Below are 26,521 nucleotides of genomic sequence, written 5' to 3'. Positions count from 1 at the left end.
TAACTAATTGATTAATTTTAAATTATTTTATTATCGTGTGAATTTTATAAAAATATCATTCGCTTACACCCTCTTGATCTCATCAGCTATCACGATCTAATAATTGATCATTAACATATTAACAACTGAATGATGCAGTCCGAACTGCCTGAAGGAAATATGATGAAAAGGTCCGTCTTTGCCGTTGCGTTAAATCATCGCTCTCAGACCGAAAAAATGGGACGAGGTATTCCATCAGTCCCCTTACAAAACCCCGCCGAAAACGCCCGTATGGTTTATCAAACCGCGTAATACACAGCGTCAGTCTGGCGACACTATCGCTTTGCCTGTTAAGCAACAAACCTTTAGCGGCGGCACGCTGGCGGTAGTAATAGGCGAAACAGCGCGTAAGGTCTCTGTGGTTGATGCGCCGCGCTATATCGCCGGTTACGCGCTGGCCAATGAGCTGAGCCTCGCGGAAGAAAGCTTTTATCGTCCGGCCATCAAAGCGAAATGCCGAGATGGATTTTGTCCGATTGGTGAAGTCGTCCCTCTGGCCGACGTCAGCGCGCTGGATATCCTGACTGAAGTAAATGGCGTCGTTAAGCAGAGCTGGTCTACCGCCGAGCTGCATCGCAACGCGGCGGAGTTGATTGCGGCGCTGAGCGATTTCGCCACGCTGCAGGTGGGTGATGTCATTTTGCTTGGCACTCCGCAGCAACGTATTCCAGTCATCGCGGGCGATACTGTGACCATAAAAGCGCAGGGCCTGCCCCCATTACTTAACCAGTTCACTGACAGCCAGCCCGTGCAGATCCAGCCAGATAACCATCCCACGCTGTTTGCCCTTGGGCTCAATTACGCTGACCATGCCGCCGAGCTGGCATTTAAGGCGCCGGAAGAGCCGCTGATTTTCATTAAAGCCACCAACACTCTGACGGGCGACAACAGCGTGAGCGTGCGTCCGGACAACCTCGAATATATGCATTACGAAGCTGAACTGGTGGTAGTGATCGGTAAAACCGCGCGCAACGTTAAACGCGCCGACGCCCTCGACTATGTCGCGGGCTACACGGTGTGCAACGACTATGCGGTGCGCGATTACCTTGAAAATTACTACCGCCCCAACCTGCGCGTAAAAAGCCGCGACACCCTGACGCCATTGCTGGCGCATGTTACCCCACGCGACGCTGTTCCCGACGTGCAGAACCTGCAGCTGAAAACCTGGGTCAACGGCGAACTGAAGCAGTTCGGCACCACGAGCGACATGGTGTTCGATGTCCCCTTTCTGATCGAATACCTGAGCGAATTTATGACGCTGCAACCAGGGGACATGATCGCCACTGGTACGCCGAAAGGGCTGGCTGACGTAAAGCCGGGCGATGAAGTAGTAGTGGAGGTGGAAGGCGTGGGCCGTTTAACCAACCGCATTGTGAGCGAGCGTGAATTTGAGGAGAGCCGGAAATGAAAACTATTAATCACTGGATAAACGGAAAAAGCATTGCCAGCAACGACTACTTTACCACCCTAAACCCGGCCACTGGCGAGGTGCTGGCTGAAGTGGCATCAGGCGGCGAGCAGGAAATCCATCAGGCGGTAGAGGCGGCAAAAAATGCCTTCCCAAAATGGGCCAATACGCCAATGAAAGAGCGTGCGCGCCTGATGCGTCGTCTCGGCGAGCTTATTGATGAAAATGTGCCTGAGATTGCGGCGATGGAAACGGCGGATACCGGACTGCCGATTCATCAGACCAAAAACGTACTGATCCCGCGCGCGTCGCATAACTTTGAGTTTTTTGCCGAAATCTGTCAGCAGATGAATGGTCGCACCTATCCGGTTGACGACAAAATGATGAACTACACGCTGATCCAGCCGGTTGGCGCCTGCGCTCTGGTGTCACCGTGGAACGTTCCCTTTATGACGGCCACCTGGAAAACCGCGCCCTGTCTGGCGTTGGGCAATACAGCGGTGCTGAAAATGTCTGAACTGTCGCCACTGACTGCCGATCGCCTTGGCGAGCTGGCGCTGGAGGCAGGCATTCCGGCAGGCGTGCTGAACGTCGTGCAAGGTTACGGCAATACCGCCGGCGATGCGCTGGTGCGTCATCACGATGTGCGCGCTATCTCCTTTACCGGCGGCACCGCCACCGGCCGCAAAATCATGCAAACCGCCGGACTGAAAAAGTATTCAATGGAGCTGGGCGGCAAGTCGCCTGTTCTGGTATTTGAAGATGCCGATATCGAACGCGCGCTGGACGCTGCGCTGTTCACCATTTTCTCCATCAACGGCGAACGCTGTACTGCGGGCTCCCGCATCTTTATCCAGCAAAGCATCTATCCGGAATTCGTTAAACGCTTTGCCGAACGCGCTAACAGACTGCGTGTCGGCGATCCGACCGACCCTACCACCCAGGTGGGCGCACTGATTAGCCAGCAGCACTGGGAAAAAGTTTCCGGTTATATCCGTCTCGGCATTGAAGAAGGCGCCACATTGCTGGCAGGCGGCCCGGACAAGCCTGAAGGGCTGAGCCATGGCAATTTTCTACGCCCTACCGTTTTTGCCGACGTCGACAATCGTATGCGCATCGCGCAGGAAGAGATATTCGGGCCTGTCGCCTGCCTGCTGCCGTTCAAAGATGAAGCTGAAGGCTTGCGTCTGGCGAATGACGTTGAGTATGGCCTCGCTTCCTATATCTGGACGCAAGATGTCAGCAAAGTGCTGCGCCTGGCGCGCAACATCGAAGCCGGCATGGTGTTCGTCAATACCCAAAACGTACGAGATTTGCGTCAGCCGTTTGGCGGCGTGAAGGCGTCGGGCACCGGCCGCGAAGGCGGCGAATACAGCTTTGAAGTCTTTGCTGAGATGAAGAACGTCTGCATTTCATTTGGCGATCATCCCATTCCGAAATGGGGCGTGTAATCGGTCAGCGCCGCTCTGCCGCGCAGAGCGGACATTTCTTACCCTGAGAGAAGATAACAATGACGACGAAAAAATTAACCGCCACCCTGCCCGCGCCGGATGTTTTGCGCTGCGCCTATATGGAAATTCAGGTCACCGATCTGAAAGCCTCTCGTGAGTTTTATGTCGATATCCTCGGCCTACACGTCACGGCTGAGGATGACAAAACGCTTTATCTGCGTTCGCTGGAGGAATTTATCCACCACAATGTGGTGCTGCGCGAAGGCCCCGTGGCCGCCGTAGCCGCCTTCGCTTTTCGCGTGCGCAGCCCGGAAGATGTCGATCGCGCTGAGGCTTATTACAAGGCGCTCGGCTGCAAAACCGAACGCCGTGTCAACGGCTTCGTTAAAGGCATCGGCGACGCGGTGCGCGTCGAAGATCCGCTCGGCTTCCCTTATGAATTCTTTTATGACGTGCAGCACGTCGAACGCCTGGCCTGGCGTTACGAACTTTATACTCCGGGCGCGCTGGTACGTCTCGACCACTTCAACCAGATTACGCCGGACGTGCCGCGCGCGGTGGAGTATATCGAAGGACTGGGCTTCCGCGTTACGGAAGATATTCGCGATGATCAGGGCACCGTTTACGCTGCCTGGATGCGTCGTAAATCGACCGTGCACGATACCGCTATGACCGGCGGCGCAGGTCCGCGCATGCACCATATCGCTTTCGCGACCCATGAAAAGCACAACATTCTGGCAATCTGCGACAAGCTGGGCGCGCTGCGTAAGTCTGACATGATCGAGCGCGGCCCGGGTCGTCACGGCGTATCGAACGCGTTCTACCTCTACATTCGCGATCCTGACGGGCACCGCATCGAGATTTATACCCAGGACTATTACACCGGAGATCCTGATAACCCGGTGGTGAGCTGGGACGTGCACGATAACCAGCGCCGCGACTGGTGGGGCACGCCAGTAGTTCCGAGCTGGTACACCGACGGTTCACTGGTGCTGGGTCTGGATGGCCAGCCGCAGCCGGTGCGCGAGCGTGAGCAGGCCAGCGAAATGGCAGTCACCATCGGCGCAGACGGTTTTTCTTACACCCGCAAGGGTGATGAACAGGCGGGCTATAAGCTCGGCAATACCCTGTAATCCGCAGGCTGCGGCTCTGGCTGCCGCAGCCGCGTTTTCTTCCGGAGCCTCCCATGCCCCACTTTATCGCCGAATGTACGGAAAACATCCGTGAACAGGCCGATCTGCCAGGCCTGTTTACTCGCGTTAATCGCCACCTTGCCGACAGCGGCATCTTTCCACTGGGCGGTATCCGCAGCCGCGCGCACTGGATTGACACCTGGCAGATGGCTGACGGCAGTCAGGATTTTGCCTTTGTGCATATGACCCTGAAGATCGGCCAGGGTCGCGCGCTGGAGGAACTGCAGCCGGTGATGGCGGCGCTGTTCGAGCTAATCAAAGCGCATTTCGCCGCGCTCAGCGGCGAACGCTATCTCGCGCTGTCGCTGGCGGTGGAAGAGCTGCACCCGGTGCTGAATTTTAAACAAAATAATGTTCACGCGCTGTTCCGCTGAGGAAGCTGTGATGAAAAATGAAATTAATCTGCGTCGTCAGCAGGCCTTTATCAATGGCGAATGGTGTGACGCGCACAGCGGCAACACCTTTGCGGTGCACAATCCGGCTAACGGCGAGGCGATTGCGCAGGTAGCGGATCTCGGTACCGCAGAAACGCGTCAGGCGGTCGACGCGGCGGCACGCGCGCTAGTGACATGGCGCGCCGCGACGGCGCATGAGCGCAGCGCAATCCTCAAACGCTGGTTCAAGCTGATTACATTGCATCAGCGGGAGCTGGCACAGCTGCTCAGCCTGGAACAGGGTAAGCCGCTGAGCGAGGCGCTGGGTGAAATCAGCTATGGTGCCAGCTTTATCGAATGGTTCGCCGAAGAGGGCAAGCGCATCTATGGCGAAACCATTCCGTCGCCGTCGGCGCAGCGTCGTCTGGTTACTGTCAAACAGCCGGTCGGCGTGGTGGCGGCGATCACGCCATGGAATTTTCCCTGCGCAATGATCACCCGTAAGGTTGGACCCGCACTCGCCGCAGGCTGCACCGTTGTGCTGAAACCCGCGGCTGAGACTCCGCTTACGGCGCTGGCGCTGGCGGTGCTGGCCGAGGAGGCGGGTTTGCCGCCAGGCGTGCTTAACGTTATCACCTCAAGTGATGCGGCAGCGGTAGGCGCGACGCTTACCGCCAGCCATATAGTGCGCAAGCTCTCGTTTACCGGTTCTACCCGCATCGGCAAGTTGCTGATGGCACAAAGCGCCGACACGGTAAAAAAACTGTCCCTTGAACTGGGCGGCAACGCGCCGCTGATTGTGTTTGACGATGCCGATCTCGACAGCGCCGTTGCCGGTGCGCTGGCGGCGAAATTCCGTAACAGCGGGCAAACCTGCGTTTGTGCTAACCGCATCCTGGTGCAGGACGGCATTTATGACACCTTCGCCGAACATTTTGCCGCCGCAGTCTCCGCGCTCAAAGTCGGCCCTGCCAGCGATACGCAGTCGCAACAGGGTCCGCTTATCTCCCAGGCGGCCTGCCGCAAGGTAGAGGAACATATCGACGACGCGCTGCGTCATGGTGCCAGGCTGCTGACCGGCGGTCAGGCGCACAGCCTCGGCGGCCAGTTCTGGCAGCCCACGGTGCTGACGGACGTCACACCCGCCATGCGTATCGCCCAGGAAGAGACGTTCGGTCCGGTCGCCCCACTATTCCGTTTTCACAGCGAGGAAGAAGCTATTTCACTGGCGAATGACAGCGAAAGCGGCCTGGCCGCTTACTTCTGGACGCAGAACGTGCAGCGCTGCTGGCGCGTTGCCGAAGCCGCTGGAGAGCGGCATGGTTGGCATCAACGAGGGGTTAATTTCCAGCGAAGTGGTGCCTTTTGGCGGCATCAAACAGTCCGGGCTGGGACGCGAAGGCTCGCGCTACGGAATTGAAGACTATCTGGAAGTGAAATATCTCTGCTTCGGCGGGATTAACGAGACGGGAGTATAGAGATGTTAGATCAACAAACTATTAAAAATCTGGCGCGTGAGCTCCACCAGGCGGAGCAAAGCCGCGAGCAGACGCGCCAGCTCTCGCTGCGTCACAGCGCCATGACCATTGACGACGCTTACGCCATTCAACGCGAATGGGTAGCGACCAAAATAGCCGAAGGCCGTGTACTGAAAGGTCACAAGATTGGCCTGACCTCTAAAGCGATGCAGGCCAGCTCGCAGATCAGCGAGCCTGACTACGGCGCGCTGCTCGATGATATGTTCTTTGATGACGGTAGCGACATTCCAGCCGATCGCTTTATCGTGCCGCGCGTGGAGGTCGAGCTGGCGTTTGTGCTGGCGAAACCCCTTCGTGGCCCGAACTGTACGCTATTCGATGTTTATAACGCTACGGACTACATCATTCCGGCGCTGGAAATCATCGATGCGCGTTGTCACGGCATCGATCCGGAGTCGCAGCGCCCTCGCAAGGTGTTTGACACCATATCCGACAATGCCGCGAACGCAGGTGTGGTGTTGGGCGGACGGCCGATTAAACCGGACGCGCTGGATCTGCGCTGGATCTCAGCGCTGATGTATCGCAACGGTGTGATAGAGGAGTCCGGCGTTGCGGCAGCAGTACTCAACCATCCGGCCAACGGTGTCGCCTGGCTGGCGAACAAGCTGGCACCTCATGACGTCGGGCTTGAGGCCGGACAGATCATCCTTGGCGGCTCCTTTACCCGTCCGGTCGCAGCACGCAAAGGCGATACCTTTCATGTCGATTACGGCGTGATGGGCGCCATTAGCTGCCGTTTCGTCTGAGGAGAACACATGCTGATTAATACCTTCAAACAGGCGCTGGCCGCGAAGCAGCCGCAGATTGGGCTATGGCTTGGGCTGGCGAACAGCTATAGCGCTGAAGTCGTAGCGGGCGCGGGTTTCCACTGGCTGCTGATTGACGGCGAACATGCGCCAAACGACGTACGCTCCGTACTTGGCCAGCTGCAGGCGGTGGCACCTTATCCCAGCCATCCCATTGTGCGTCCGCCGTGGAATGACGCGGTAATTATCAAACAGTTGCTGGATACCGGTACGCAGACTCTGCTGGTGCCGATGGTGCAGAGTGCCGACGACGCGCGCAGCGCAGTCAAAGCCTGCCGCTACCCGCCACGCGGCATACGTGGAGTAGGCAGCGCCCTGGCGCGCGCCTCGCGCTGGAATCGCGTTCCCGACTATCTGAAACAGGCCGATGAGCAGATCTGTCTGCTGGTGCAGATTGAAACGCGCCAGGGCGTAGCGAACCTGGCGGAAATTCTGGCAGTCGAGGGCGTTGATGGCGTGTTTATCGGGCCGGCCGATCTCAGCGCCGACATGGGCTATATGGGCAATCCTGCACATCCAGAGGTGCAGGCGGTCATCGACCAGTGTATTGAGCAGATCCTCGCAGCCGGCAAAGCGCCTGGCATTCTGATGGCGAACGAATCGCTGGCGCAGCGCTATCTACAACGGGGGCGCTGTTCGTTGCGGTCGGCGTCGACACCACGTTACTGGCGCGTAGCGCCGAAGCCGCTTGCCGCTCGATTCACTTCCAGTCTTCAGCAATCAGCAGGCGGCGAACAGAGCGTATATTAAGCCGCCGGGAGAAAACCATGACGACCACCACGCAACAGAATGATGAAAAACGCCTTTCCGATACGGAACAGCGCGTAATGAAGAAACTCTTCAGGCGTCTGATTGTTTTCCTGTTCGTCCTGTTTGTTTTCTCCTTTCTTGACCGTATCAACATTGGTTTCGCCGGACTGACCATGGGCAAAGATCTTGGTCTGACTTCGACGATGTTCGGTCTGGCGGCCACGCTTTTTTATGTCACCTATGTACTGTGCGGCATCCCGAGCAACATTATGTTAGGTATCGTCGGCGCGCGGCGCTGGATCGCCAGCATTATGGTACTGTGGGGCATTGCCTCAACCTGCACGCTGTTCGCCACCAGCGCGCAAACGTTGTACCTGCTGCGCATGCTGGTCGGCATCGCCGAAGCGGGTTTTTTGCCGGGGATTCTGGTCTATCTCACCTGGTGGTTTCCAGCCCACTACCGTGCGCGCGCCAACGCGCTATTTATGATCGCCATGCCGGTGACCATGATGCTTGGCTCCATATTGTCAGGCTATATTCTGGCACTTGACGGCTTCTTTAACCTCAAAGGCTGGCAGTGGTTGTTCCTGCTGGAAGGGCTGCCTTCAGTGATTCTCGGCGTGGTCACCTGGTTTTTTCTCGACGATCGCCCTGCGCAGGCGCGCTGGCTGGACGACGACGAAAAGCGCGCGCTGACGGCGATGCTGGATCGCGAGCGTGAAATTCCAAAACCAGATTTCGCTGCGCGCAAACCGCTGTGGCGTGAGGTGCTAACGCCTGTCGTGCTGCTCTATACCCTGGCTTACTTTTGCCTGACCAATACGCTGAGCGCTATCAATATCTGGACACCGCAGATCCTCAAAAGCTTTAACGAAAGCAGTAGCAATATCGTTATCGGCCTGCTGGCCGCAATCCCGCAGGCCTGCACTATTCTGGCAATGGTGTGGTGGAGTCGTCGCTCGGACCGCCTGCAGGAGCGTAAGCGCCATACTATCCTGCCCTATTTGACCGCGGCGCTTGGCTGGCTGCTTGCCTCTGCCAGCGATCATCCACTGCTGCAGCTGTCGGGTATTATTATCGCCTCGTCTGCCGCCTTTACCGCAATGGCGATTTTCTGGACCACGCCGGATCAGGCGATCAGTTTCGCCGCGCGCGCAGTTGCACTGGCGGTCATTAACGCGGTGGGCAACGTCGGTTCAGCAGTCAGCCCGCTGCTGATAGGTATTTTGCGCGACGTGACCGGTAGCTTTAGCGCAGGGTTATGGTTCGTAGCTGGCCTGCTGATGCTGGGCGCATTAGTGCTGACACGTATTCCAATGGGCGAAAGTGGCAGAGCCAAGCCGCAGGTTAGTCCAGCGGCGACGCACGGCGTGCGGCGGGAGACGCCATGAGCGGCTTTGAAAATATCGACATCGGCAAGGTATATGATGCGCGCTACGCTGGCGAAGATGTGCATTATGAGACCTTCGCGCGGCTGGCCAGCTTTTTTGGCCGCGACATGCATCCGCACTGGCATGACCGCTCTTTTCAGCTGCATATGCTGGTGACCGGCAAAATCACCCTGCAGCTGGACGACCATTTTTACGCGCTAAAGGCACCCTTATTTGTTTTGACGCCGCCCTCGGTGCCGCATGCTTTTATCACCGAATCGGACAGCGACGGCCATGTGCTGACGGTGCGCCAGGAGCTGATCTGGCCGCTGGTGGAGTCGCTGTGGCCCGGCAAGGCCGAAGCAATTAACCGCACCGGCATCTGCCTGTCGCTTGAATCTTCACCCGCTGCGCTGGAGGCGCTGCATCACTATTGGGCGCTGATAGCGGAAGAATTTCGACACCGCGCGCCGGGCAGAGAGCAACTGCTGGTGTCGCTGGCGCAGGCCGTCTTCACCCAGGTGCTGCGCGAAGCGCCACCGGATGAACTGTCAGCTACCAGCGTGCGCGGGGAGATGCGTCAGTTTCAGCGGCTTTAACCGCATGATTGACGCCTGTTTTCGTCAGCATCTGACAGTGCCAGATTATGCTCGCGAGCTTGGCATCAGCGAGTCGCGACTGACCGAGATGTGTCGCCGCTTCGCCAACCAGTCGCCCAAGAAGCTTATTTTCGAGCGCGTGCTGCGCGAGGCCAAGCGCCAGCTGCTGTTCAGCAGCGCCAGCGTTAACCAGATTTCCTATGCGCTGGGCTACAAGGATCCCGCCTATTTTGCGCGTTTTTTCCATCGAATGGCGGGCTGTTCACCGAGCCAGTTCCGTAACCGGTAAGTCCCCTGCGCGATCAGGCGATGAGGAAAAACCTCATCGCCTTTTTAATTCCATTTGATCCTGCTCTCACTTTGTCTGCCCGTGGTGAAAAGTACCAGTAATCCCCTGAAAGTTCTCTTCCGGCCCCGCGCTTCAGGCGCTTAAATCGGTTAACACAAAGCAAACATTTAAATAACAACCCTCGGCGTTTGTACCCGAAGCGTCCCATTTGTGAGGTAAACACTATGAAACCTGAAGATCATCGCGCAGCCACTAACCGTCCTTTTACCGGGGAAGAGTTCCTGAAAAGCCTGCAGGATGGACGCGAGATTTACATCTATGGCGAACGCGTAAAGGATGTGACGACGCATCCGGCTTTTCGCAATGCCGCTGGCTCGGTTTCTACGCTATACGATGCACTGCATGCGCCTGAGTCGCACGACAAACTCTGCTGGCAGACCGATACCGGCAACGGCGGCTATACCCATCGTACTTTCCGCTTCGCCCGCTCTGCTGATGAAATTCGACAGCAACGCGACGCTATTGCCGACTGGTCGCGTCTGACCTATGGCTGGATGGGCCGTACGCCGGATTACAAAGCCGCGTTCGGCTGCTCGCTGGGCGCTAACCCGGAGTTTTATGGCGAGTATGCCGATAATGCGCGCCGCTGGTATAAGCGCATTCAGGAAGCAGGCCTTTATTTCAACCATGCGATTGTTAACCCGCCTATTGACCGTCACAAGCCGGCAGACGAAGTAAAAGATGTTTATATCAAGGTCGAGAAAGAGACAGACGCTGGCATTATCGTCAGCGGTGCCAAAGTGGTTGCCACCAACTCGGCGCTGACCCACTACAACTTTATCGGCTTCGGCTCTGCCCAGGTCATGGGCGACGATCCCAGCTTCGCCCTGATGTTCGTCGCGCCGATGGATGCCGATGGCGTGAAGCTTATCTCCCGTGCCTCCTATGAACTGGTTGCGGGCGCGACGGGCGCACCGTTCGACTATCCGCTCTCCAGCCGCTTTGATGAGAACGACGCAATCCTGGTAATGGATAAGGTACTTATCCCGTGGGAAAACGTCTTGATTTATCGCGATTTCGACCGCTGCCGCCGCTGGAGTATCGAAGCCGGCTTCGCTCGTCTCTACCCGATGCAGGCCTGCGTGCGACTGGCGGTAAAGCTCGACTTCGTGACCGCACTGCTGCAAAAAAGCCTTGAGTGCTCTGGTGTGCTGGAGTTTCGCGGTGTACAGGCGGCGCTGGGAGAGGTCGTGGCGTGGCGCAACCTGTTCTGGTCGCTGAGCGATGCGATGGCAGCAGAGGCGCAGCCGTGGAAAAACGGCGCGTGGCTGCCTGATATGCAGGCGATGCAGACCTATCGCGTAATGGCGCCGATGGCCTACGCAAAAATCAAAAACATCATCGAGAGCAATGTGACCAGCAGCCTGATCTACCTGCCTTCAAGCGTGCGCGACCTGAACAATCCGGAAATTGACCGCTACCTGGCGCAGTACGTGCGCGGCTCCAACGGCATGGATCATGAGCAGCGTATCAAGATCCTGAAGCTAATGTGGGACGCCATTGGCAGCGAATTCGGCGGCCGCCATGAGCTGTATGAGATTAACTACGCTGGCAGCCAGGATGAAGTGCGTTTGCAGTGTCTGCGCCATGCGCAGGGCTCCGGCAATATGAAAAGCATGATGGAGATGGTGGATCGCTGCCTGGCTGACTATGACCGCAACGGCTGGACCGTACCGCATCTGCATAACAACACCGACATCAATCAACTTGATCGTCTGCTGAAGTAAGCGAGGTAATTATGTCCAGAGAAGAAGAGCATCGTCTGAAATTCCGCGACGCGATGGCCAGCCTGCCCGCAGCCGTGAATATTGTCACTACGCAGGGCAGCGCCGGACGCTGCGGCATCACCGCCACCGCCGTTTGTTCGGTTACCGATACGCCGCCCACCTTGCTGGTCTGCATTAACAATCGCAGCGCCATGGTACCGGTGTTTGAGCAGAACGGTAAAATGTGTGTCAACGTGCTTAACCACCAGCAGGAGGACATGGCGCGTCATTTTGCCGGAATGACCGAGTTGAGTATGGAGCAGCGCTTTACGCTGGAGGGCTGGCGGGAAGGCGCGCTGCAGCAGCCGATCCTGCAACAGGCACTGGCCAGTCTTGAGGGGGAAATCCAGCAGATACAGAGCATCGGCACCCATCGGGTCTATCTGCTTGAGATTAAAAATATCACGCTGGCCAGCGAAGGCCAGGGCCTGATCTATTTCAAGCGTCAGTTCCATGCCACGCCGCAACACCAGCATGAAGTGACGGCCTGATCTTTCGGGGCGCTTGCGCCCCTTTTCCTGATGGAGAATGCAGATGGAGATCTCAGCAGCGCTGCTCGCCTCGCTGGAACACCTTGGCCTGCGCCAGATAGCGGAAATTATCTATAACCCTGATTACGCTACGCTGTTTACAGAAGAGACGCGTCCGACGCTTACCGGCTACGAGAAGGCCGCAGTGACGACCTCCGGTGCCGTCGCCGTCGACACTGGAGAATTCACCGGCCGCTCGCCGAAAGATAAATATATTGTGCGCGATGATGCCAGTCGCGACCAACTGTGGTGGGCCGACGCCGGGCTGGGCAAGAATGATAACCAGCCCATAACGCCAGCCGTGTGGCAGTCGCTAAAAGCCTGTGTCACGGAGCAGCTTTCCGGCAAGCGCCTCTTTGTGGTAGATGCATGGTGCGGTGCTAATCCCGAAACGCGGCTCGGCGTACGCTTTATCATGGAAGTTGCCTGGCAGGCGCACTTTGTCACCAATATGTTTATCCGTCCTACAGCCGATGAGCTACGCAACTTTCCAGTCGATTTTGTGGTCATGAACGGCGCGAAGTGTACCAATCCGCACTGGCGGGAACAGGGACTCAACTCCGAGAATTTTGTGGCCTTTAACCTGACGGAAAAGATGCAGCTGATCGGTGGCACATGGTACGGCGGGGAAATGAAAAAAGGACTGTTCTCGATCATGAATACGCTGATGCCGCCGCGCGGTGTCGCATCGATGCACTGCTCCGCCAACGTTGGCGCTAAGGGCGACGTCGCGTTGTTCTTCGGCTTGTCGGGAACGGGGAAAACCACTCTTTCTACCGATCCGCGGCGTCAGCTGATTGGCGATGATGAACATGGCTGGGACGATGACGGCGTGTTTAACTATGAGGGCGGCTGCTACGCTAAAACAATCAATCTTTCGCCCGATGCCGAGCCGGAAATTTTTCAGGCGATCCGGCGTGACGCACTGCTGGAGAACGTGGTAGTGAACGCCCGTGGCGAGACTGACTACGCCGACGGCAGTAAAACGGAAAACACTCGCGTTTCCTACCCTCTTTCACATATCGCTAACCGCGTCAGGCCGGTCTCTGCCGCCGGGCACGCGCAGAAGATTATTTTTCTTACGGCCGACGCCTTTGGCGTATTTCCGCCCGTTAGCCAGTTAACTGGCGATCAGGTAGCCTGGTACTTCCTTTCAGGTTTTACCTCTAAGCTGGCTGGAACCGAGCGCGGTATCAGCGCGCCTACGCCAACCTTCTCAGCCTGTTTTGGCGCGGCGTTCCTGACGCTGCATCCAAATGATTATGCCGACGTGCTGCTGAAACGCATCGAACAGTCACAGGCGCAGGTATGGATGGTGAATACTGGCTGGAATGGTCGAGGCGAACGCATCTCTATCAAAGACACGCGCGCGATTATTAATGCGATTCTGGAGGACAAGCTGGATGATGTACCGCGAGCTACTTTGCCCGTCTTTAACCTCTCAATGCCCCTGCGGCTGCCAGATGTCAATCGCCAGCTGCTCGACCCGCGTAACGGCTGGGAAAACCCCGACCAGTGGACACGCAAAGCCCGCGAACTGGCGACCATGTTCCATGATAATTTCGCTAAATTCAGTAATACGGAGCGTGGCAAGGCGATTGCTGCCGCTGGCCCAGACCGTCTTTAAATAGGCGCTTTTTTTTACCCGGCTCCGCCGGGTTTTTTGTGGGCTGGCCCACATAACCTGCTCACGGCGATTCCGCCTCCTTCTTATGGGCGATAGTACCTGCTCTGGGCAACGTGGTGTTATTTCATCCGGTCAGACCTTAAGACAGGGCACGAGGATGAACATCAAAATTGATGCGCTGAACTACTACAGCGCCACGAAAAAGTATCATCTGCACTTTCCAGCATTGACTGAGGATATCGACGCGGATGTCGTGATCATTGGCGGCGGCTTTTCTGGCGTCAATACCGCGCTGGAACTGGCAGAGCAAGGCATTGCCCGCGTCGTTATTCTGGAAGCACGCCACCTGGGCTACGGCGGTACGGGCCGCAATGGCGGCCAGGTGATGGCAGGCATCGGCCATGATATCGAGGCGGTAAAGAAGCACGTCGGCAAGGAAGGAATGGCGTCGCTGTTCGCGATGGCAAATATGGGCGCGGGTATTATCCGCGAGCGTATCCAGAAGTACCAGATCGATGCGGATTTTGTACCTGGCTATGGCTATCTCGCTTACAACAAGCGGCAGGAAAAGACGTTGCGCCAGTGGGAAAAGGAGTTTAAAGCCGCAGAGCCTAGCCAGGATATTGCGCTTTATACCGGAAGCGACGTTCAGAAGGTAGTGGGCTCGGACGTCTACTGCGCGGCCCTTAAGCATATGGGCGGCGGTCAGATTCATTCACTTAATATGCTGCTGGGATCGGCCCAGGCCGCGACCTCACTGGGTGTGAAAATTTATGAATCTTCGCCCGTAGTGGAGGTGGAGTACGGCAAACAGGTACGGGTCCGCACAGCGATGGGTAGCGTACGCGCCGCTAAACTGCTGTGGGCGTGCGACAGCTTCCTCAATAATCTTGAACCGGAAATCCATAACAAAACGCTGGTGACGTACTCTTATCAGATTGCCACCGAGCCGCTTTCCGATGAGCTGGTGGAACGCCTCAGCCCTATCCGCGGCGCATTCAGCGATATTCGTCCCGTAATCAACTATTACCGTCTGACCCGCGAAAACCGCCTGCTGTTTGGCAGTGCTACACGCTTCGTTGAGTACACGCCGCGCGATTTTTCAGCCTGGAACCGCACGCTAATGCTGGAGGTTTTCCCTTATCTTCGCGACGTAAAGATCGATTTCGCCTGGGGCGGTCCGATGGCGTGCAGCGCCAATCTGTTCCCGCAAATCGGCACCCTGAGTCAGCATAACAACGTGTTCTATGTGCAGGGCTACTCCGGTTTTGGTGTTACGCCGTCGCATATCGTTTGCAAAGTGCTCGCGGAGGGCATAAATGGCGGTTCTGCACGCTACGACCTGATGAGCAAAATTCCGCACGCCCGTATTCACGGCCGCGACAGCATGCGTCTGATGCTGGTGACGGCTGGCAAGTTATTACATCAAACCGCTGGCTACTGGAAAGGCCGTAGCTAACCGACTGGAGAAAAAATGAAATCGATAAAGTTAAACGATCCCATCCCCGACCTGCATCCGATTGGCAGCGTCAGCCTGCTTGGTGCCACACCGATAGAGGGCGATCCGCAGGTGGCGGGCCTGATGATTTATGGCGAACCGCAGGATGCCTTCTCCTGTGGCCTGTTCTCGTCAACGCAAGGCAGTTTCAGCATGACCTATCCATTCACTGAACAGGCCACTGTGCTGGAGGGAGAAGTAGAGCTAACGGTCGAAGCCACCGGAGAAACCACGCGCTACCAGAAAGGCGATACCTGGTTTGCCGAACAGGGCACTGCAGTCCTGTGGAAAGTGTTGACGCCGCGCTTTGTTAAGTGCTACCTCGCCAACGTTGAATCACGCTAGTTCACTGGGCGGCTCCCGAGCCGCCGTCTCCCCTTTACTCTGCTTTAGCCTGCGCTTAAAAACGCGTAGAAGATCACGTTCATGTGAAAAACAGATGACAGAACAAAACTTAAGTAACACTCTGATAACAAAACATTAAGCCCTGTCTGATCGTTCGAATCTCATTCCTTCGGACGATATTCCCCTGTACCCAAGCCTGCTTTTAATGAGCCTGAGCGTATCACCGTTAATCATGTTTCCGGGGTAAGTATGAACAATAACAAACTTAGGTCGCTTCTTGAGCGCGGCGTAGTAGGTTTTCCAACAACCTTAGCCAGTTCGGTGGGGTTGATTATGGCCAGCCCGGTAATCCTGACCGTTACCAGCGGCTTCGGCATGGGCGGTGACACCTTCGCGCTTGCGGTACTGATCGCTTTTATTATGATGCAGGCGCAAATCACAACGTTCTCCGAAGCGGCCACGCTGATGCCGACCACTGGATCGGTCTACGACTATATCTCCTGCGGCATGGGCCGTTTCTTCGCCATTGTCGGCGCGCTATGCGCCTATCTGATCGTACATATTTTTGCCGGAACGGCGGAAACCATTCTTTCGGGAATTATGGCGCTGGTGAACTTCGAATCGATTAATGCGCATCTTGATGCTCACCACAGCACCTGGCTGGTAGGTGTTGGCCTGGTTATTCTGTTTGGCCTTCTTAACGCGCTCGGCGTTGAGATTTTCGGCAAGGTTGAAGTGGTACTGACGTTTGTGATGTGGGCCACGCTGGCCATTTTCGGCCTTTGTGGCGTGCTGATGGTGCCAGCAACGCACCATTCAGGGTGGTTCGGCAACGCGCTGGATCTGCATGACATTTCCGGACTGTTCGGCTATATCGGCATGGCTATGTTTATGTTTGTCGGCTGCGAACTGGTGACTCCTATGGCACCGGAAATCAAACAGGCGCATCGCACTATTCCGCGCGCCATGGCGCTCGGCCTGTGCGGCGTCGCCTCCTGCATGTTTTTGTACGGCGCGGCGATCAATCGCCAGGTTGAAAACGTGGTGGTCGACGCCGCCAGCGGCGTGCATCTGCTCGACACGCCGCTGGCGATCCCGCCTTCGCCCATCGCGTAATGGGCGACTTTGGTCAATACTGGCTGGGCTTCGGTCTGCTAATGGCGGGCGCGGCCACGATTAATACGCTAATGGCCGCCGTGCCGCGCATTCTCTATGGTATGGCACTGGATGGCGCGCTGCCGCGCGTGCTTACCTGGCTTCACCCGCGCTTTAAAACGCCGCTGGTAGCGATCGCGGTCGCGGTTGCAATTCCCTGCCTGCATGCGTGGTATCTTCAGGGCAATCTCGACCGTATAGTGCCGCTGATCCTCGCGGCGGTATGCGCCTGGGGCGTCGCTTATCTGCTGGTGACATTGTCGGTGGTGCTGCTGCGCCTGCGCCGCCCGGATCTGCCACGCGCCTATCGTTCGCCACTGTTTCCGCTACCGCAAATCATCTCCAGCGCGGGCATTATCATCGCCATTCTGAATATTACGCCGCCGGGAATGAACAAGAGCGATATCCTCATCCCGTTCGGCATTATGCTGGCGGTGACCGCAGGCTACGCGCTTGTGTGGACGGTGCTGGTGCAGCGCGTGAACCCCTTTAGACCGGTGGCGGTTGAAGAGGTGCTGGATCGCGCATTTGCGCGCCACGGCGACCCTGCGCCAGCGGTGCCTGACGTGCTGCGTTCGCTGGTGTAACTGCCATGCTGACAGCCCTTGCACGCGATCTTGCTGGCTGGCCGCTGAGCCAACAAAACGATGGTTTTCACCTGCAGCTGGGCGCAAAACAACAGGTGATGATCGGGCTGCGCACCCGACGGCTGTTTATGGCCTCGATTATCAGCAGCCACTTTAGCTGCCGAGGCGAAGCGCCACAGACAACGCACTGCCGCATTGAGGTGCATCAGCCGGGGTGGCTGCGTCGGCGACCGGTGCGGTTCCGCTCGCGACAGCCCGCGGGACAAATGCTGGCTGCCTGGCTGAACGGCTTTCCACGGCTGTGTGAAACGCTGGCCGAGCTCGATTATCGCAGCATTACACTGACGGTTGATGCGCAGCAATGGTCTTGCGTTATCGAGCCGTGGGCGGCGAGCGAAGTTATTTGCCGTATGCCGCCGCTGCGGCGCTATTTACGCCTTGAGCAGTCGCAGCGTGTGCTTTTGCTGAGTAGTCTGAAGATGATAAGCGAGGCTTTTGATATGTTGGTAGAGTCAGCGCACTAGTTGCTCTGGCTCTTTTGCGCTACAGGCCGTATTACCTGGCTGACTGTAATACCTCGCTAGAAGGGTCCCCAGTTGACAGCCACACCGATTAAAAGCGTTACCACACAAATAACAAACCAGATCGCCACCACCGGCGCGACAAATTTAATCCATTTGCCGAAGGAGATATTTGCGGTTGCCAGCGCAGCCATCAAAACGCCCGAAGTAGGACTGATAGAATTAACAATCCCTTCGCCTAACAGTACCGTTTGCACGGTCACCTGACGCGTCAGCCCCAGGTTATCGCCCAGCGGTGAAAAAACAGAAATCAGTAGCGCAGACTTGCCCGATCCCGATGAAATACCGAAATGCATCAGGGCTGCGCTAATAAACATGCCTACGGCGGCTATGGCCGGATGAACAGGAGCCAGCAGAACGGACAAAAATCCCACTATCGGATCCAGTATATTACCTTGCTGCAGTACGACAGAAATTGCCCCGCCATACCGACGATAAATCCCCCTTTTACCAGCTGGGAGCATCCGGCAAGAAATGTGTTAGCAATTGCTGAGCCTGACATGCTTCCAGTTATCCCGACAATAATCGACAGAATAATGAACATCGCCGACATTTCATTGGTCGCCCAGTGCAGCTGTACAGTGCCGACCATAAATGTCAGAAGTGTTACCGCGCAGGTAATCAGGATCAGTTTATGACGGCCGGTAATGGCCAGATTGTTATCGCTTTGCATGCTTTGCTCTGTCCGAACCTGACCATCAGCACGCATGCGCTTCACTTTAATGATGAGATAAAACATCACCGTCATGACAAACAGTAAACAGGTTATGCCGCGCAGCAGCATGCCTGAGAAGAGCGGCAGTTGCGCCAGATGCTGGGTCAGGCCGGTAGTTGCGGGCCCTAAGACAGAAACGTTGAACCCGGCCGCACATGTCAGGTAAACCAGAGCCGTGCCGATTAGCGGGGATAAGCCAAGGGAACGGGCGACGAGCAGGCCGGTGGGAACAAATGCCACAGCTTTAACCGTGGACCCATATGCGCGATTGTCCGGAACGATCATCCCGTCGCCTTCAGGGAGCAGGTTGACGTCGCCGATCTCCCCCGATATCCGCTTATTGGTATGAATAAGGATTTCGGGATCCAGAGCTATATGAATGTCATGTTTAACCAGGAGAGGCTGGTATTAAGTCCGGCATACAGCTGTAACCTTTTTAGCAGCGCAATCGCTTTAAGTCAGGCGGGAATGGGCATCGCATTTATGACCGCAAAAGTAGTTGAGGAGGCGTTAACATTACGACATCTGGTTGCCGTGCCTGTTCGGCATCGCATCGCGCGCGAAAGGCAATGTCACCTGTTACGCAGCGCCGATCATCGTTTTACGCCTGCTGCACAGCATCTCTGGCAGTTGCTGGTGCAATTTTTTGAGAAAAGTACGGCGGCTTAGCCTGCATGCCGGCGCGCATGCAGCCTAGGCGCTGAGCATCGCGTCACCGGAAGTTTCGCCATTTGATAAAGCCTGAATCTGCGTCTCCAGCGGGGAGGCTGTACGATTAGGGTGGCAGTGTAACTATATGACTGGCATTGACAGGTGTCACCGGGACGGTATTTACGCTTCCCGACTGTTCCGCCAGAACAAAGGCGCGAGGAAAATGTTAAGGTGCCGCAATGAAGAACAGGCAGCGCACCTACAATCTCTGAAACTAGAAACTGATTACACCCAAAAATTAACGCGTTGTTTTAATTTGATAATATTTTTATCCACAGAAAATGGGGATAGCCTGTGCATGGTTAAGTATAAAGGCTGGTGGGTGTTTATATACCAGCGCTATCTGCAACCCGCATCAGAATTCTGCTTTTACCACTCTTAAAACTTCATTCTGTCCGCCGCCTTACGCAGACGCTCATCTCCGCGACGGTCATATTTCTGCGTGGTGGTGACGCTGGCATGCCCCATTGCATCCCGGACGGTAATCAGGTCTTCCCCGTTATCCAGCATCATTGAGGCAAAGGTGCGGCGTAAGTCATGCGGCGCGCACTCACCGATACCGCTTTCCACCCGGCGCTGGCCAAGGATGTGATAAACCGCCTGCGGCGTCAGGCGCTGAAAAGTGACATCGTCACCGCTACGTATGCGGGTAAAAAGCGGTCCCTCCTGTTCGCCCCGGATGGTGTCGGTCCAGATATGAATGCGTTGCCAGACCCTGTCCGGCATAAATGCCAGACGCTCTTTGTTGCCCTTCCCTTGCACGAGCAGCGCCTGCTCCTGATGAAGAATGCTGGCGTAGTCCAGAGTGATTACTTCTGAACGGCGCAGGCCGCAGCCAAGCATGACCGCCAGCATGGCAGCATCGCGCGGCCCTTTGCAGCCGGCGTCCTGTTCACAGCTGCGAAAAAGAGCGTGAATTTCTTCCGGTGCCAGCGCACGTCCGCGCGTCAGTCGGCTTCCACGTACTGCGCGCACCGCCAGAATCTGCTGCCAGCTCTCCGTATCCATCTGCTTCATCATCCAGGCTTCGCGGGCGGTGCCTTTCAGGGCTGACAGATAGGTGTTGATGGTGGCTGGCGCTCGCCCGCTGACCTGCAGCATTTCCAGCAGCCCCCGGATATGGTGTCGGCGCAGGCTGCCCCAGGCGCAGCTCTGCAGGGAGGTAAAGCCGAGCATGCCCGCCACGATATTCAGAAAGGATTTCATCGTCTGCCGGCTCGCCGGAGAAGAAAGACCTATCAGGTAGGCCTGTGCCGGATTCAGTGAGGGGCTGCTGTTGATAGCAGTCAGGGCAAAGGCATCCTGCGCTTCTGCTGGCGCAAGGGACAGGCCGGGTAAAAGAAAGCTGTCATCGACAGAGTCGGTCATGTTGGTCCTGAGTCTGATGGGGTGAGCCGCATGGCCACACGCTGAAATCTGGCAGATTATCCCCTGCAGAATGCGTGTCGGTAAAGCTACTTTTTCAAACGGACATTTTAATAAGTAGCGGGCTATAAGCTCTGCCGAGACATACTCTCCTTGATAATATCGGGTCGGGATAATAACGCTACGTCCTCAGAGAAGGCGCTTCAGAGGGGATAGCCTGCTTCCATAAATACATCGGCAGTCCGGTTACAATACTTATGCCCTGATTTATTATTCCTGTCATTGATTTCCATTGCATCATCATGAAAAACTCAACTAATGAGTTAACGTACACTATAAAGAGATGTCATGAATTTAAAACGCATATCCGTCATAACCAGTATCATATCCATTATCGCCCCGTTGTTTATGCTGAGGGCGTATCTGGGATATTTTGATAATGCAAGTTTGCTGACGGAAGATATGGCAAACACCAGCATACTCAACGGGATATCTTTTTTCATCTCATTAAGTGTTATTGCGTTTTCAGCTATAATTTTTCTGCCATCTATTGCCTACGGATTTATGGTCCCCCAAAAAAACAGCTATATGTGGAACTATGATGTAATAAAATCAGCATCCGGACTCAGTATTTTCCTGAACGCATTTTACTCATCTCTGCTGTTTTTTTCATCGCCTACTTGTCAGATAAATATAAGATGGATGGCCGATGGACTGCTTCATTGGCCTGTTTTTTGTTTATTTTTGGTGTATCGTTAATTAATTTTTTCGTTTTACGTAAACCCGTGAATCGTGTCGCGGATTACAAAGATAAGAAGACAAAATTTAAAATTCAAAGCCTCTATTTTTTTGCATATCCGGCAGGCGGCATGTTCATGCTCCTGCTCAACTGCTATGGGCTGGTACTGCTGCTTAACTCAGTAAACCATGACAAAATCACAGACAGTTTTGAAGATTTTGTTAGAGTCGCATCCGCAATGATATTTCTGTGCATTATAAATATCTCTCCCGGCATCATATTTTCGCTCCTTCACAACCGCACCTCCCTTATCCGCGCCGGCTACGGTGCGCTGGCATCGGCTGTGTGCGCACTGTTATTACTGTCGTCAGTCCTGACCTCAATTGTTCCTCTGATTATTAACCGGACCATGACGTTTACCGGCATTGCAGACTGGAAGGTCAGAAGTTACGTCATTGATGGCTCTTCCTTTCCAGAAAAAATCTTCAGTGAAAAAGACTGGCATACTGTGGAGTCAGGCATAAAGGATAAATTTATTGTGCAGGGGATCATGGTTTATTCCCTGAACAAAACAAGATTGCTTTGTCCGCAAAAAATTAAACCTGTCTATAAAAACCGCTTACATTTTGTTCCCTGGAACAGCCGTTACGATAAGGACATAGCCGCCGAGCTGGAAAATGTGTCTGCAGCCTGTCAGCCGTTTACTGCGGGCGGCGTCAGTCGTCTCTCTGAAAACGAGCAAGCGAAATGACGCCCGGCAGCCCGCGATATCTCCTGAAGCGTAAACAAATGTGATCGTGACGAGATTGAGTGTATGAAGACAAATAAGTGTCAACAAGCCAGTGCCATCACACCCGATGCCATAAATTGACCATAAGGACGAAGCATTCAGAACGGTCAGTTCAAGAGTTGGGTGATGTTCTTAGATCTCACAGAGGCGGCTGCTGATGGAGCCGTACGGCAGGGCCTCATCAAAAGCAAGTGTCAGCTTAGCCTAGTCAACCAGTGAAATTGAGTCAGCTCTGAGCTATAACTCACGGGCCTGGCGAAGCAGCTCCTTCGCCTCACGAAACATGACCTGTCCTATGTGAGTCAGTGTTGAACGGTCAAACATGAGTTACTTATTATAAAATAGGGTAACACCAACGAATAACAGAGTGCATCAAATGATAGTTATGTTAAATTATGTTTACAGCACTCCTTAATATTAAGCCTGACGCCCCCTGCTATCTACGCAGATCTCTTTTTATCATCTATTAGTCAAATGGATTTGAATATTCCATAACCTTATTAGGGACGTTGTATTTAATTCTGTATATATATTTTATCCGTGGGAATTGTCAATTTTGTGGTATTCATATTTTTGTTACTGAAGCGTAATAATGTGTTTTTACCTGGCCCGGTATAAAGCACATCAACTTTTTCGAATTTTAGATACTCTTTACCCATAGGGCTGGCTTCTCCATTAACACCTGCTTCCACCACAAAGTTGGTATAAGGGGTTGCTATGTGTACGGTCACATTATCCTGTCTGATTTGCATAAGTCGCATTGCTCCCGTCGACATTGTTGGCATTATTCCTCCTATAAATATAGGAGAAAACAAAAGTACTGAAAGATAGATTGTTTTTAGTCTTTTTTGTTAACGCTTAACGGGGCGGGGTTTGAAAATTTCTCCTCTCTTATTTCCCAATATGAGCTAACGCTGTGCGCGCAAAGCCATGCTAAGAATGTTAAAATTATAAATGATGTAATCGTATTCAATAAGTTATCAGTGAGCGAGATTTTTAAAATATAAAGCCATCCTAATAGAGCAGGAATCCAAATTACTCCTTCAGTCTTCTTTGGAATCAAAGTAAACTGGTCATCGTCTGATTTGTTTTCTTTTCTGAGTTTTGTATATATTTTTTTTGCAACTAACAGCAACCCTCTCAACTTAAATCCTACACAGCTGAAAAGAGTGGTGATAAGTATGTCGATGAAGCCAAAAGTGATGGCTACCCCAATGAACAGCAATCCATCACCAATGCTCAGATCATAAGGAAAAAAACCAATCGTATAATAATAGGACATCATAACTAAGCCTCCTATTATTAAACTAATTCTAAATGTCATTTTGAAAAGTTCATTAATCTTCTCAAGATCATCTTTTGAAATAGTGCCCAGCATTATTTTCCTTGAAATTATATTGTGGATAGGCTACTTGGTTGTTATCTGCTTCTCTGCATCAGACATGCAAGGCTTACCGTTTGCAAGTAAACAGTGATTAGTGGATGGATCTTCTCCACTCTCTCGAATCCATCCTGCACGGGTTAAAACTCCGTCAACAGTGGATAAATTAGCGGTAATGCGTACAGCCAGAGCTTTTATTTGTTTACCTTCACTGTTAAATGCTGAATCTAGGTCTGATTTCCGAAAATAAATCCCCTGCGCTGTTTCACTTATCTTGACGGCGTGTTTACCCTTCCATTCCGTCTCCGTCAGTACGCCATAGTTAATGCCGGTGAGTTTGATGGCGTGAATAACATGTTGTAAGCGGAACAGGTCATTTTGCTCAAGTAAATCACCCCTGCTAGCTCTCCATAGATACTCAAGTTTGCCTGGAAGGTCGGCCCTGAGGCCCTTTTCACGCCCTTCAGTAAGCAACCACTTGATATCTGATGCCAGTTCCTTCCGAAACAGGCGTTTTTTTCCGCAATCGCGAGCCAGCGGCATAAAAACAGATTTTCCTGCGCAGGTGAGCTTACAACTCGATCCCTACAGGCCATGCGGAGTGCTACAAGCCCACACCACGCTAGATGATCGACGTAAAGGTTTTGCGAACTCATGAATTTTTACCAGTAGCTTTTGTAATCAACGCCCAATATTGTGCACTTAATTATCAGTGAGTTACAAGGGATGACTTAGCTCATTTACTCATTAAAAATCGGCCACTCGATGTTTAATCTCGAATAATGAGCAGGGTTCAGTTAGTGGAGGCGCGGGTGCCGGCAATTTTTTCTGAAAATTTTGAGCGTTGGGAAAGATAACTTATCGGATACTCCATCCGACAAAGGCTCAGAGGGACCCCGGGGGATTGTACAAACCCTGGATAATCTCTCCTGAAATTTAATTTTTTAAATGAGTAAAAATATGAAAAGTGCAATTAATATGGCAAAACTATCGGAAAAAAATATGGGAAACAATGTGTTAGAACAAATTAAGTTGCAGGTATCGAAAGACACCATTAAGCTCATCGAATCTGATATACAGGTGGCTGCCAGCCTTGGCATGAAGAACTGTGAACGTCACATCCATGGATCAGTCCACGAAACCGTCATTCAGGAAATTCGTGACAATGGGTACACCGTCCAGATAATCGGTATTGATCCTGCCGCTGGCAGCGCACACATTAAACTTTCCTGGTAACGGGATCCTCAGGGTTTCTTTCCCAGCACAGTGGTGAATGTCTGATTGGTCATTAACCATTGTGCTGTAACCGGGCATCTTAGCATGACCAGATCGACAATTTTCTGGTAGTCCATCAGCAGATTTCGGTTAAAAATAGGCTCATGGTGGGCTATGCGGTTGCGCAGTTCCCGTATTGCATCCAGCTCATCATGTATATGGATCCTTTTCTGCTGGTTTGGCTGCTGCGCGTCCAGGTTTGGGAAAATACGTTGAATATGAGGATCCCATATACGGCCAAAGTGCCTGTTTGAGAACATGTTTTGCCAGAAAAAAACGTAAGATCCGGGATTACCTTTCCCGTATTCGGATGTCTGTTTCTTGTGGTAATGAGCTCATTTTTTCGCTGTTGAGGCAGGCTTCGCTCAAAGGAAGGGTTCCATGGCCAGTTCTGCTGATAAACTGTAGTGAGTGCATCAGAAACCGCATTGCGTATAACGATTTCGCAGAGGTGAAGCGGCCCCAGAAGCGCGCCTGAGATTTCTGCATTCCACGCATATAAATCGAGCGCAGACTTACCACCCGCAACTACCGCGAGGTCGTAAGTGGACATGCGAGCGGTTGAAAGCGCGTCCCGAATTCTCTGGATGTCTTGGGGAGTCATGTTTGACACGTATTTTCCTTAGGTATACCATAGTTCCTGAGTGCCACGGGTCTAGCGGGCGAAAGCCTCCCCCGGGACAAAAGAATGCAGTAATAATTAAACCCGCCTCGCGGGTTTTTTTATGCCCTGGTTTTGGTCAAACCGCCTTTACGGGTCACCTTCTTCTTCATTTCGCTTGCCTCAATAATTTCTGGCGCCAGCTTTTTCAGTTTTTCGACTAAACCAGACAGATCGTATTCATTACTGAGCTTTCCCTTATGCTCAGCCTGCCGGTAGATACGCTGAATCAGACCTGCCTCTTCGAGCTCTGCGATGTACCGCTGAACCTGTCTGGGGCTGATACCCAGCCTTTCGCTGAGCAGTTGTTTACTCGGGTAAGGCTTCCTCTCTGCGCTCCACCAGAAATCGGCTAACTGCAGGAGCACGGCAAGCTGTGTAGGGTTGAGGCCGATTCGTTGCTGACAGCGAAGCAAAATAGAAGGGATCAGGCAAAACCCTGCCTTCATGACGGTTGCCCCCCACTTTGCATCAGCTATGCGCGCAGAGCTTCTTGCCGCTTTTGATACAGGGGCTTCATCATCACTTTCAGTTGCAGCGGCGGTGGTCGTCATCGGAAATCTCTGCCAGTTTCAATATCACTAATTTATACCTAATTCTCTGGGTGTTGCAATCAAATGCATAAGTCATATTTGTCACCAGGTGACAGGACAGTTTCACCCTCTTCCCTCCGGTCTCAGATGTCCTCTAAATAATAATAACCTCCAACCAGTACAACCCGAATGATACCAACGAGGATAATTCTGTACCGGTCGTGGATGTCCACAGGGCATGTTAATAATTCCTAGTTTCCCTCTCTTAGTCAGTAATCAGAAAATGCTTTTATCTTCTGGGGTTATCTCTGATGCGATGAATCCCGTAACTCTTGCCAGATGCCCTTTAAAGCCCAACGGCGCTCACAACGCACGACAGGAGCGG

21 protein-coding genes and 5 pseudogenes are annotated in these 26,521 nt (G+C 53.8%); 19 read left to right on the top strand and 7 right to left on the bottom strand.

The window, feature by feature from the left end; all coding sequences use genetic code 11:
• Nucleotides 1-162: 162 nt before the first annotated feature.
• From O3W44_RS20335 to O3W44_RS20260, 16 genes and pseudogenes are all read left to right on the top strand, one after another.
• Nucleotides 163-1,447: pseudogene (locus tag O3W44_RS20335) on the top strand (fumarylacetoacetate hydrolase family protein).
• Nucleotides 1,444-2,898, top strand: coding sequence for a 5-carboxymethyl-2-hydroxymuconate semialdehyde dehydrogenase (gene hpaE, locus O3W44_RS20330; RefSeq protein ID WP_269294499.1), 1,455 nt, complete (start codon nt 1,444-1,446; stop codon nt 2,896-2,898). The pseudogene O3W44_RS20335 and the gene hpaE overlap by 4 nt, the downstream one beginning before the upstream one ends.
• 59 nt (nt 2,899-2,957) lie before the next feature.
• Nucleotides 2,958-4,031, top strand: coding sequence for a 3,4-dihydroxyphenylacetate 2,3-dioxygenase (gene hpaD / locus O3W44_RS20325; protein WP_269294498.1), 1,074 nt, complete (start codon nt 2,958-2,960; stop codon nt 4,029-4,031).
• 53 nt (nt 4,032-4,084) lie between these two features.
• Nucleotides 4,085-4,465 carry a 5-carboxymethyl-2-hydroxymuconate Delta-isomerase gene (locus O3W44_RS20320; RefSeq protein ID WP_269294497.1) on the top strand — a complete coding sequence of 127 codons (381 nt, stop codon included), beginning with the start codon at nt 4,085-4,087 and terminating at the stop codon, nt 4,463-4,465.
• A 10-nt stretch (nt 4,466-4,475) separates the two neighbouring features.
• Nucleotides 4,476-5,943, top strand: a pseudogene (locus O3W44_RS20315) (NAD-dependent succinate-semialdehyde dehydrogenase).
• Nucleotides 5,944-5,945: 2 nt separating this feature from the next.
• On the top strand, nt 5,946-6,749 hold the full coding sequence (hpaH, locus tag O3W44_RS20310) for a 2-oxo-hept-4-ene-1,7-dioate hydratase (protein ID WP_269294586.1): 804 nt from the start codon (nt 5,946-5,948) through the stop codon (nt 6,747-6,749).
• A 9-nt stretch (nt 6,750-6,758) separates the two neighbouring features.
• Nucleotides 6,759-7,559 (top strand): annotated as a pseudogene (hpaI, locus tag O3W44_RS20305) (4-hydroxy-2-oxoheptanedioate aldolase).
• Nucleotides 7,560-7,576: 17 nt separating this feature from the next.
• Nucleotides 7,577-8,950: a 4-hydroxyphenylacetate permease gene (gene hpaX, locus O3W44_RS20300; protein ID WP_269294585.1), complete on the top strand. Its 1,374-nt coding sequence runs from the start codon at nt 7,577-7,579 to the stop codon at nt 8,948-8,950.
• Nucleotides 8,947-9,817 (top strand): annotated as a pseudogene (gene hpaA, locus O3W44_RS20295) (4-hydroxyphenylacetate catabolism regulatory protein HpaA). The gene hpaX and the pseudogene hpaA overlap by 4 nt, the downstream one beginning before the upstream one ends.
• Before the next feature lie 224 nt (nt 9,818-10,041).
• Complete coding sequence (gene hpaB / locus O3W44_RS20290) at nt 10,042-11,604, top strand: 4-hydroxyphenylacetate 3-monooxygenase, oxygenase component (protein ID WP_269294584.1); 1,563 nt, start codon at nt 10,042-10,044, stop codon at nt 11,602-11,604.
• Between the two features lie 11 nt (nt 11,605-11,615).
• Nucleotides 11,616-12,134: a 4-hydroxyphenylacetate 3-monooxygenase, reductase component gene (gene hpaC, locus O3W44_RS20285; protein WP_269294583.1), complete on the top strand. Its 519-nt coding sequence runs from the start codon at nt 11,616-11,618 to the stop codon at nt 12,132-12,134.
• Between the two features lie 43 nt (nt 12,135-12,177).
• The gene (gene pckA / locus O3W44_RS20280) at nt 12,178-13,800 is read left to right on the top strand and encodes a phosphoenolpyruvate carboxykinase (ATP) (protein WP_269294582.1); all 1,623 of its coding nucleotides are present in this window, start codon (nt 12,178-12,180) and stop codon (nt 13,798-13,800) included.
• A 157-nt stretch (nt 13,801-13,957) separates the two neighbouring features.
• Entirely contained in the window at nt 13,958-15,259 is a 1,302-nt protein-coding gene (locus O3W44_RS20275) for an NAD(P)/FAD-dependent oxidoreductase (RefSeq protein WP_269294581.1), read from the top strand.
• A gap of 15 nt (nt 15,260-15,274) precedes the next feature.
• Nucleotides 15,275-15,643 (top strand): cupin domain-containing protein, encoded by a 369-nt coding sequence (locus O3W44_RS20270; RefSeq protein WP_269294580.1) that lies wholly within the window; start codon nt 15,275-15,277, stop codon nt 15,641-15,643.
• A gap of 249 nt (nt 15,644-15,892) precedes the next feature.
• A pseudogene (locus O3W44_RS20265) lies at nt 15,893-17,385 on the top strand (APC family permease).
• Nucleotides 17,386-17,390: 5 nt separating this feature from the next.
• The gene (locus O3W44_RS20260; RefSeq protein ID WP_269294579.1) at nt 17,391-17,909 is read left to right on the top strand and encodes a DUF3156 family protein; all 519 of its coding nucleotides are present in this window, start codon (nt 17,391-17,393) and stop codon (nt 17,907-17,909) included.
• Nucleotides 17,910-17,965: 56 nt separating this feature from the next.
• On the opposite strand, the gene O3W44_RS20255 is transcribed toward O3W44_RS20260, so the two are convergent.
• Together O3W44_RS20255 and O3W44_RS20250 are read right to left on the bottom strand one after the other, a co-directional pair.
• Nucleotides 17,966-18,340, bottom strand: a complete 375-nt coding sequence (locus O3W44_RS20255) for a hypothetical protein (RefSeq protein ID WP_269294578.1) — start codon at nt 18,338-18,340, stop codon at nt 17,966-17,968.
• Nucleotides 18,340-18,921, bottom strand: coding sequence for a hypothetical protein (locus O3W44_RS20250; RefSeq protein WP_269294577.1), 582 nt, complete (start codon nt 18,919-18,921; stop codon nt 18,340-18,342). Before O3W44_RS20250 ends, O3W44_RS20255 begins: the two co-directional genes overlap by 1 nt.
• Nucleotides 18,922-18,939: 18 nt before the next feature.
• On the opposite strand from O3W44_RS20250, the gene O3W44_RS20245 reads away from it, so the two are divergent.
• Nucleotides 18,940-19,350: a LysR substrate-binding domain-containing protein gene (locus O3W44_RS20245; protein WP_331283448.1), complete on the top strand. Its 411-nt coding sequence runs from the start codon at nt 18,940-18,942 to the stop codon at nt 19,348-19,350.
• Nucleotides 19,351-19,770: 420 nt separating this feature from the next.
• Here O3W44_RS20245 and O3W44_RS20240 read toward each other — a convergent pair whose 3' ends face one another.
• Nucleotides 19,771-20,760 (bottom strand): tyrosine-type recombinase/integrase, encoded by a 990-nt coding sequence (locus O3W44_RS20240; RefSeq protein ID WP_269294576.1) that lies wholly within the window; start codon nt 20,758-20,760, stop codon nt 19,771-19,773.
• A gap of 695 nt (nt 20,761-21,455) precedes the next feature.
• Here O3W44_RS20240 and O3W44_RS20235 point away from each other — a divergent pair.
• Entirely contained in the window at nt 21,456-22,247 is a 792-nt protein-coding gene (locus O3W44_RS20235; protein ID WP_269294575.1) for a hypothetical protein, read from the top strand.
• 554 nt (nt 22,248-22,801) lie between these two features.
• Here the strand turns inward: O3W44_RS20235 and O3W44_RS20230 are convergent.
• From O3W44_RS20230 to O3W44_RS20220, 3 genes are read right to left on the bottom strand one after another with little or no spacing between them, the layout of a single operon-like run.
• Nucleotides 22,802-23,071, bottom strand: coding sequence for a hypothetical protein (locus O3W44_RS20230; RefSeq protein WP_269294574.1), 270 nt, complete (start codon nt 23,069-23,071; stop codon nt 22,802-22,804).
• 53 nt (nt 23,072-23,124) lie between these two features.
• A complete protein-coding gene (locus O3W44_RS20225) occupies nt 23,125-23,664 on the bottom strand; it encodes a hypothetical protein (RefSeq protein WP_269294573.1) in 540 nt (179 codons plus the stop codon).
• Between the two features lie 30 nt (nt 23,665-23,694).
• Complete coding sequence (locus O3W44_RS20220) at nt 23,695-24,210, bottom strand: DUF2913 family protein (protein WP_269294572.1); 516 nt, start codon at nt 24,208-24,210, stop codon at nt 23,695-23,697.
• Nucleotides 24,211-24,627: 417 nt separating this feature from the next.
• Between O3W44_RS20220 and O3W44_RS20215 the strand changes: the two genes are divergently transcribed.
• Nucleotides 24,628-24,903, top strand: a complete 276-nt coding sequence (locus tag O3W44_RS20215; protein WP_269294571.1) for a hypothetical protein — start codon at nt 24,628-24,630, stop codon at nt 24,901-24,903.
• A gap of 762 nt (nt 24,904-25,665) precedes the next feature.
• On the opposite strand, the gene O3W44_RS20210 is transcribed toward O3W44_RS20215, so the two are convergent.
• Nucleotides 25,666-26,157: a helix-turn-helix domain-containing protein gene (locus O3W44_RS20210; protein WP_269294570.1), complete on the bottom strand. Its 492-nt coding sequence runs from the start codon at nt 26,155-26,157 to the stop codon at nt 25,666-25,668.
• Nucleotides 26,158-26,521 lie beyond the last annotated feature (364 nt).

The organism is Pantoea sp. LMR881 (genome assembly GCF_027157825.1).
Lineage (GTDB): Bacteria > Pseudomonadota > Gammaproteobacteria > Enterobacterales > Enterobacteriaceae > Pantoea > Pantoea haifensis.
The sequence above is the reverse complement of the archived record's forward strand: the minus strand, read 5'-3'. Positions and strand labels throughout refer to the sequence as shown.

Excerpts from the sequence above, each read along its gene's own strand:
- hpaE (WP_269294499.1), top strand. The coding sequence starts at position 1,444 with ATGAAAACTATTAATCACTGGATAAACGGAAAAAGCATTGCCAGCAAC.
- hpaD (WP_269294498.1), top strand. The coding sequence starts at position 2,958 with ATGACGACGAAAAAATTAACCGCCACCCTGCCCGCGCCGGATGTTTTG.
- O3W44_RS20320 (WP_269294497.1), top strand. The coding sequence starts at position 4,085 with ATGCCCCACTTTATCGCCGAATGTACGGAAAACATCCGTGAACAGGCC.
- hpaH (WP_269294586.1), top strand. The coding sequence starts at position 5,946 with ATGTTAGATCAACAAACTATTAAAAATCTGGCGCGTGAGCTCCACCAG.
- hpaX (WP_269294585.1), top strand. The coding sequence starts at position 7,577 with ATGACGACCACCACGCAACAGAATGATGAAAAACGCCTTTCCGATACG.
- hpaB (WP_269294584.1), top strand. The coding sequence starts at position 10,042 with ATGAAACCTGAAGATCATCGCGCAGCCACTAACCGTCCTTTTACCGGG.
- hpaC (WP_269294583.1), top strand. The coding sequence starts at position 11,616 with ATGTCCAGAGAAGAAGAGCATCGTCTGAAATTCCGCGACGCGATGGCC.
- pckA (WP_269294582.1), top strand. The coding sequence starts at position 12,178 with ATGGAGATCTCAGCAGCGCTGCTCGCCTCGCTGGAACACCTTGGCCTG.
- O3W44_RS20275 (WP_269294581.1), top strand. The coding sequence starts at position 13,958 with ATGAACATCAAAATTGATGCGCTGAACTACTACAGCGCCACGAAAAAG.
- O3W44_RS20270 (WP_269294580.1), top strand. The coding sequence starts at position 15,275 with ATGAAATCGATAAAGTTAAACGATCCCATCCCCGACCTGCATCCGATT.
- O3W44_RS20260 (WP_269294579.1), top strand. The coding sequence starts at position 17,391 with ATGCTGACAGCCCTTGCACGCGATCTTGCTGGCTGGCCGCTGAGCCAA.
- O3W44_RS20240 (WP_269294576.1), bottom strand. The coding sequence starts at position 20,760 with ATGACCGACTCTGTCGATGACAGCTTTCTTTTACCCGGCCTGTCCCTT.
- O3W44_RS20235 (WP_269294575.1), top strand. The coding sequence starts at position 21,456 with ATGGATGGCCGATGGACTGCTTCATTGGCCTGTTTTTTGTTTATTTTT.
- O3W44_RS20230 (WP_269294574.1), bottom strand. The coding sequence starts at position 23,071 with ATGCCAACAATGTCGACGGGAGCAATGCGACTTATGCAAATCAGACAG.
- O3W44_RS20225 (WP_269294573.1), bottom strand. The coding sequence starts at position 23,664 with ATGCTGGGCACTATTTCAAAAGATGATCTTGAGAAGATTAATGAACTT.
- O3W44_RS20220 (WP_269294572.1), bottom strand. The coding sequence starts at position 24,210 with ATGCCGCTGGCTCGCGATTGCGGAAAAAAACGCCTGTTTCGGAAGGAA.
- O3W44_RS20215 (WP_269294571.1), top strand. The coding sequence starts at position 24,628 with ATGAAAAGTGCAATTAATATGGCAAAACTATCGGAAAAAAATATGGGA.
- O3W44_RS20210 (WP_269294570.1), bottom strand. The coding sequence starts at position 26,157 with ATGACGACCACCGCCGCTGCAACTGAAAGTGATGATGAAGCCCCTGTA.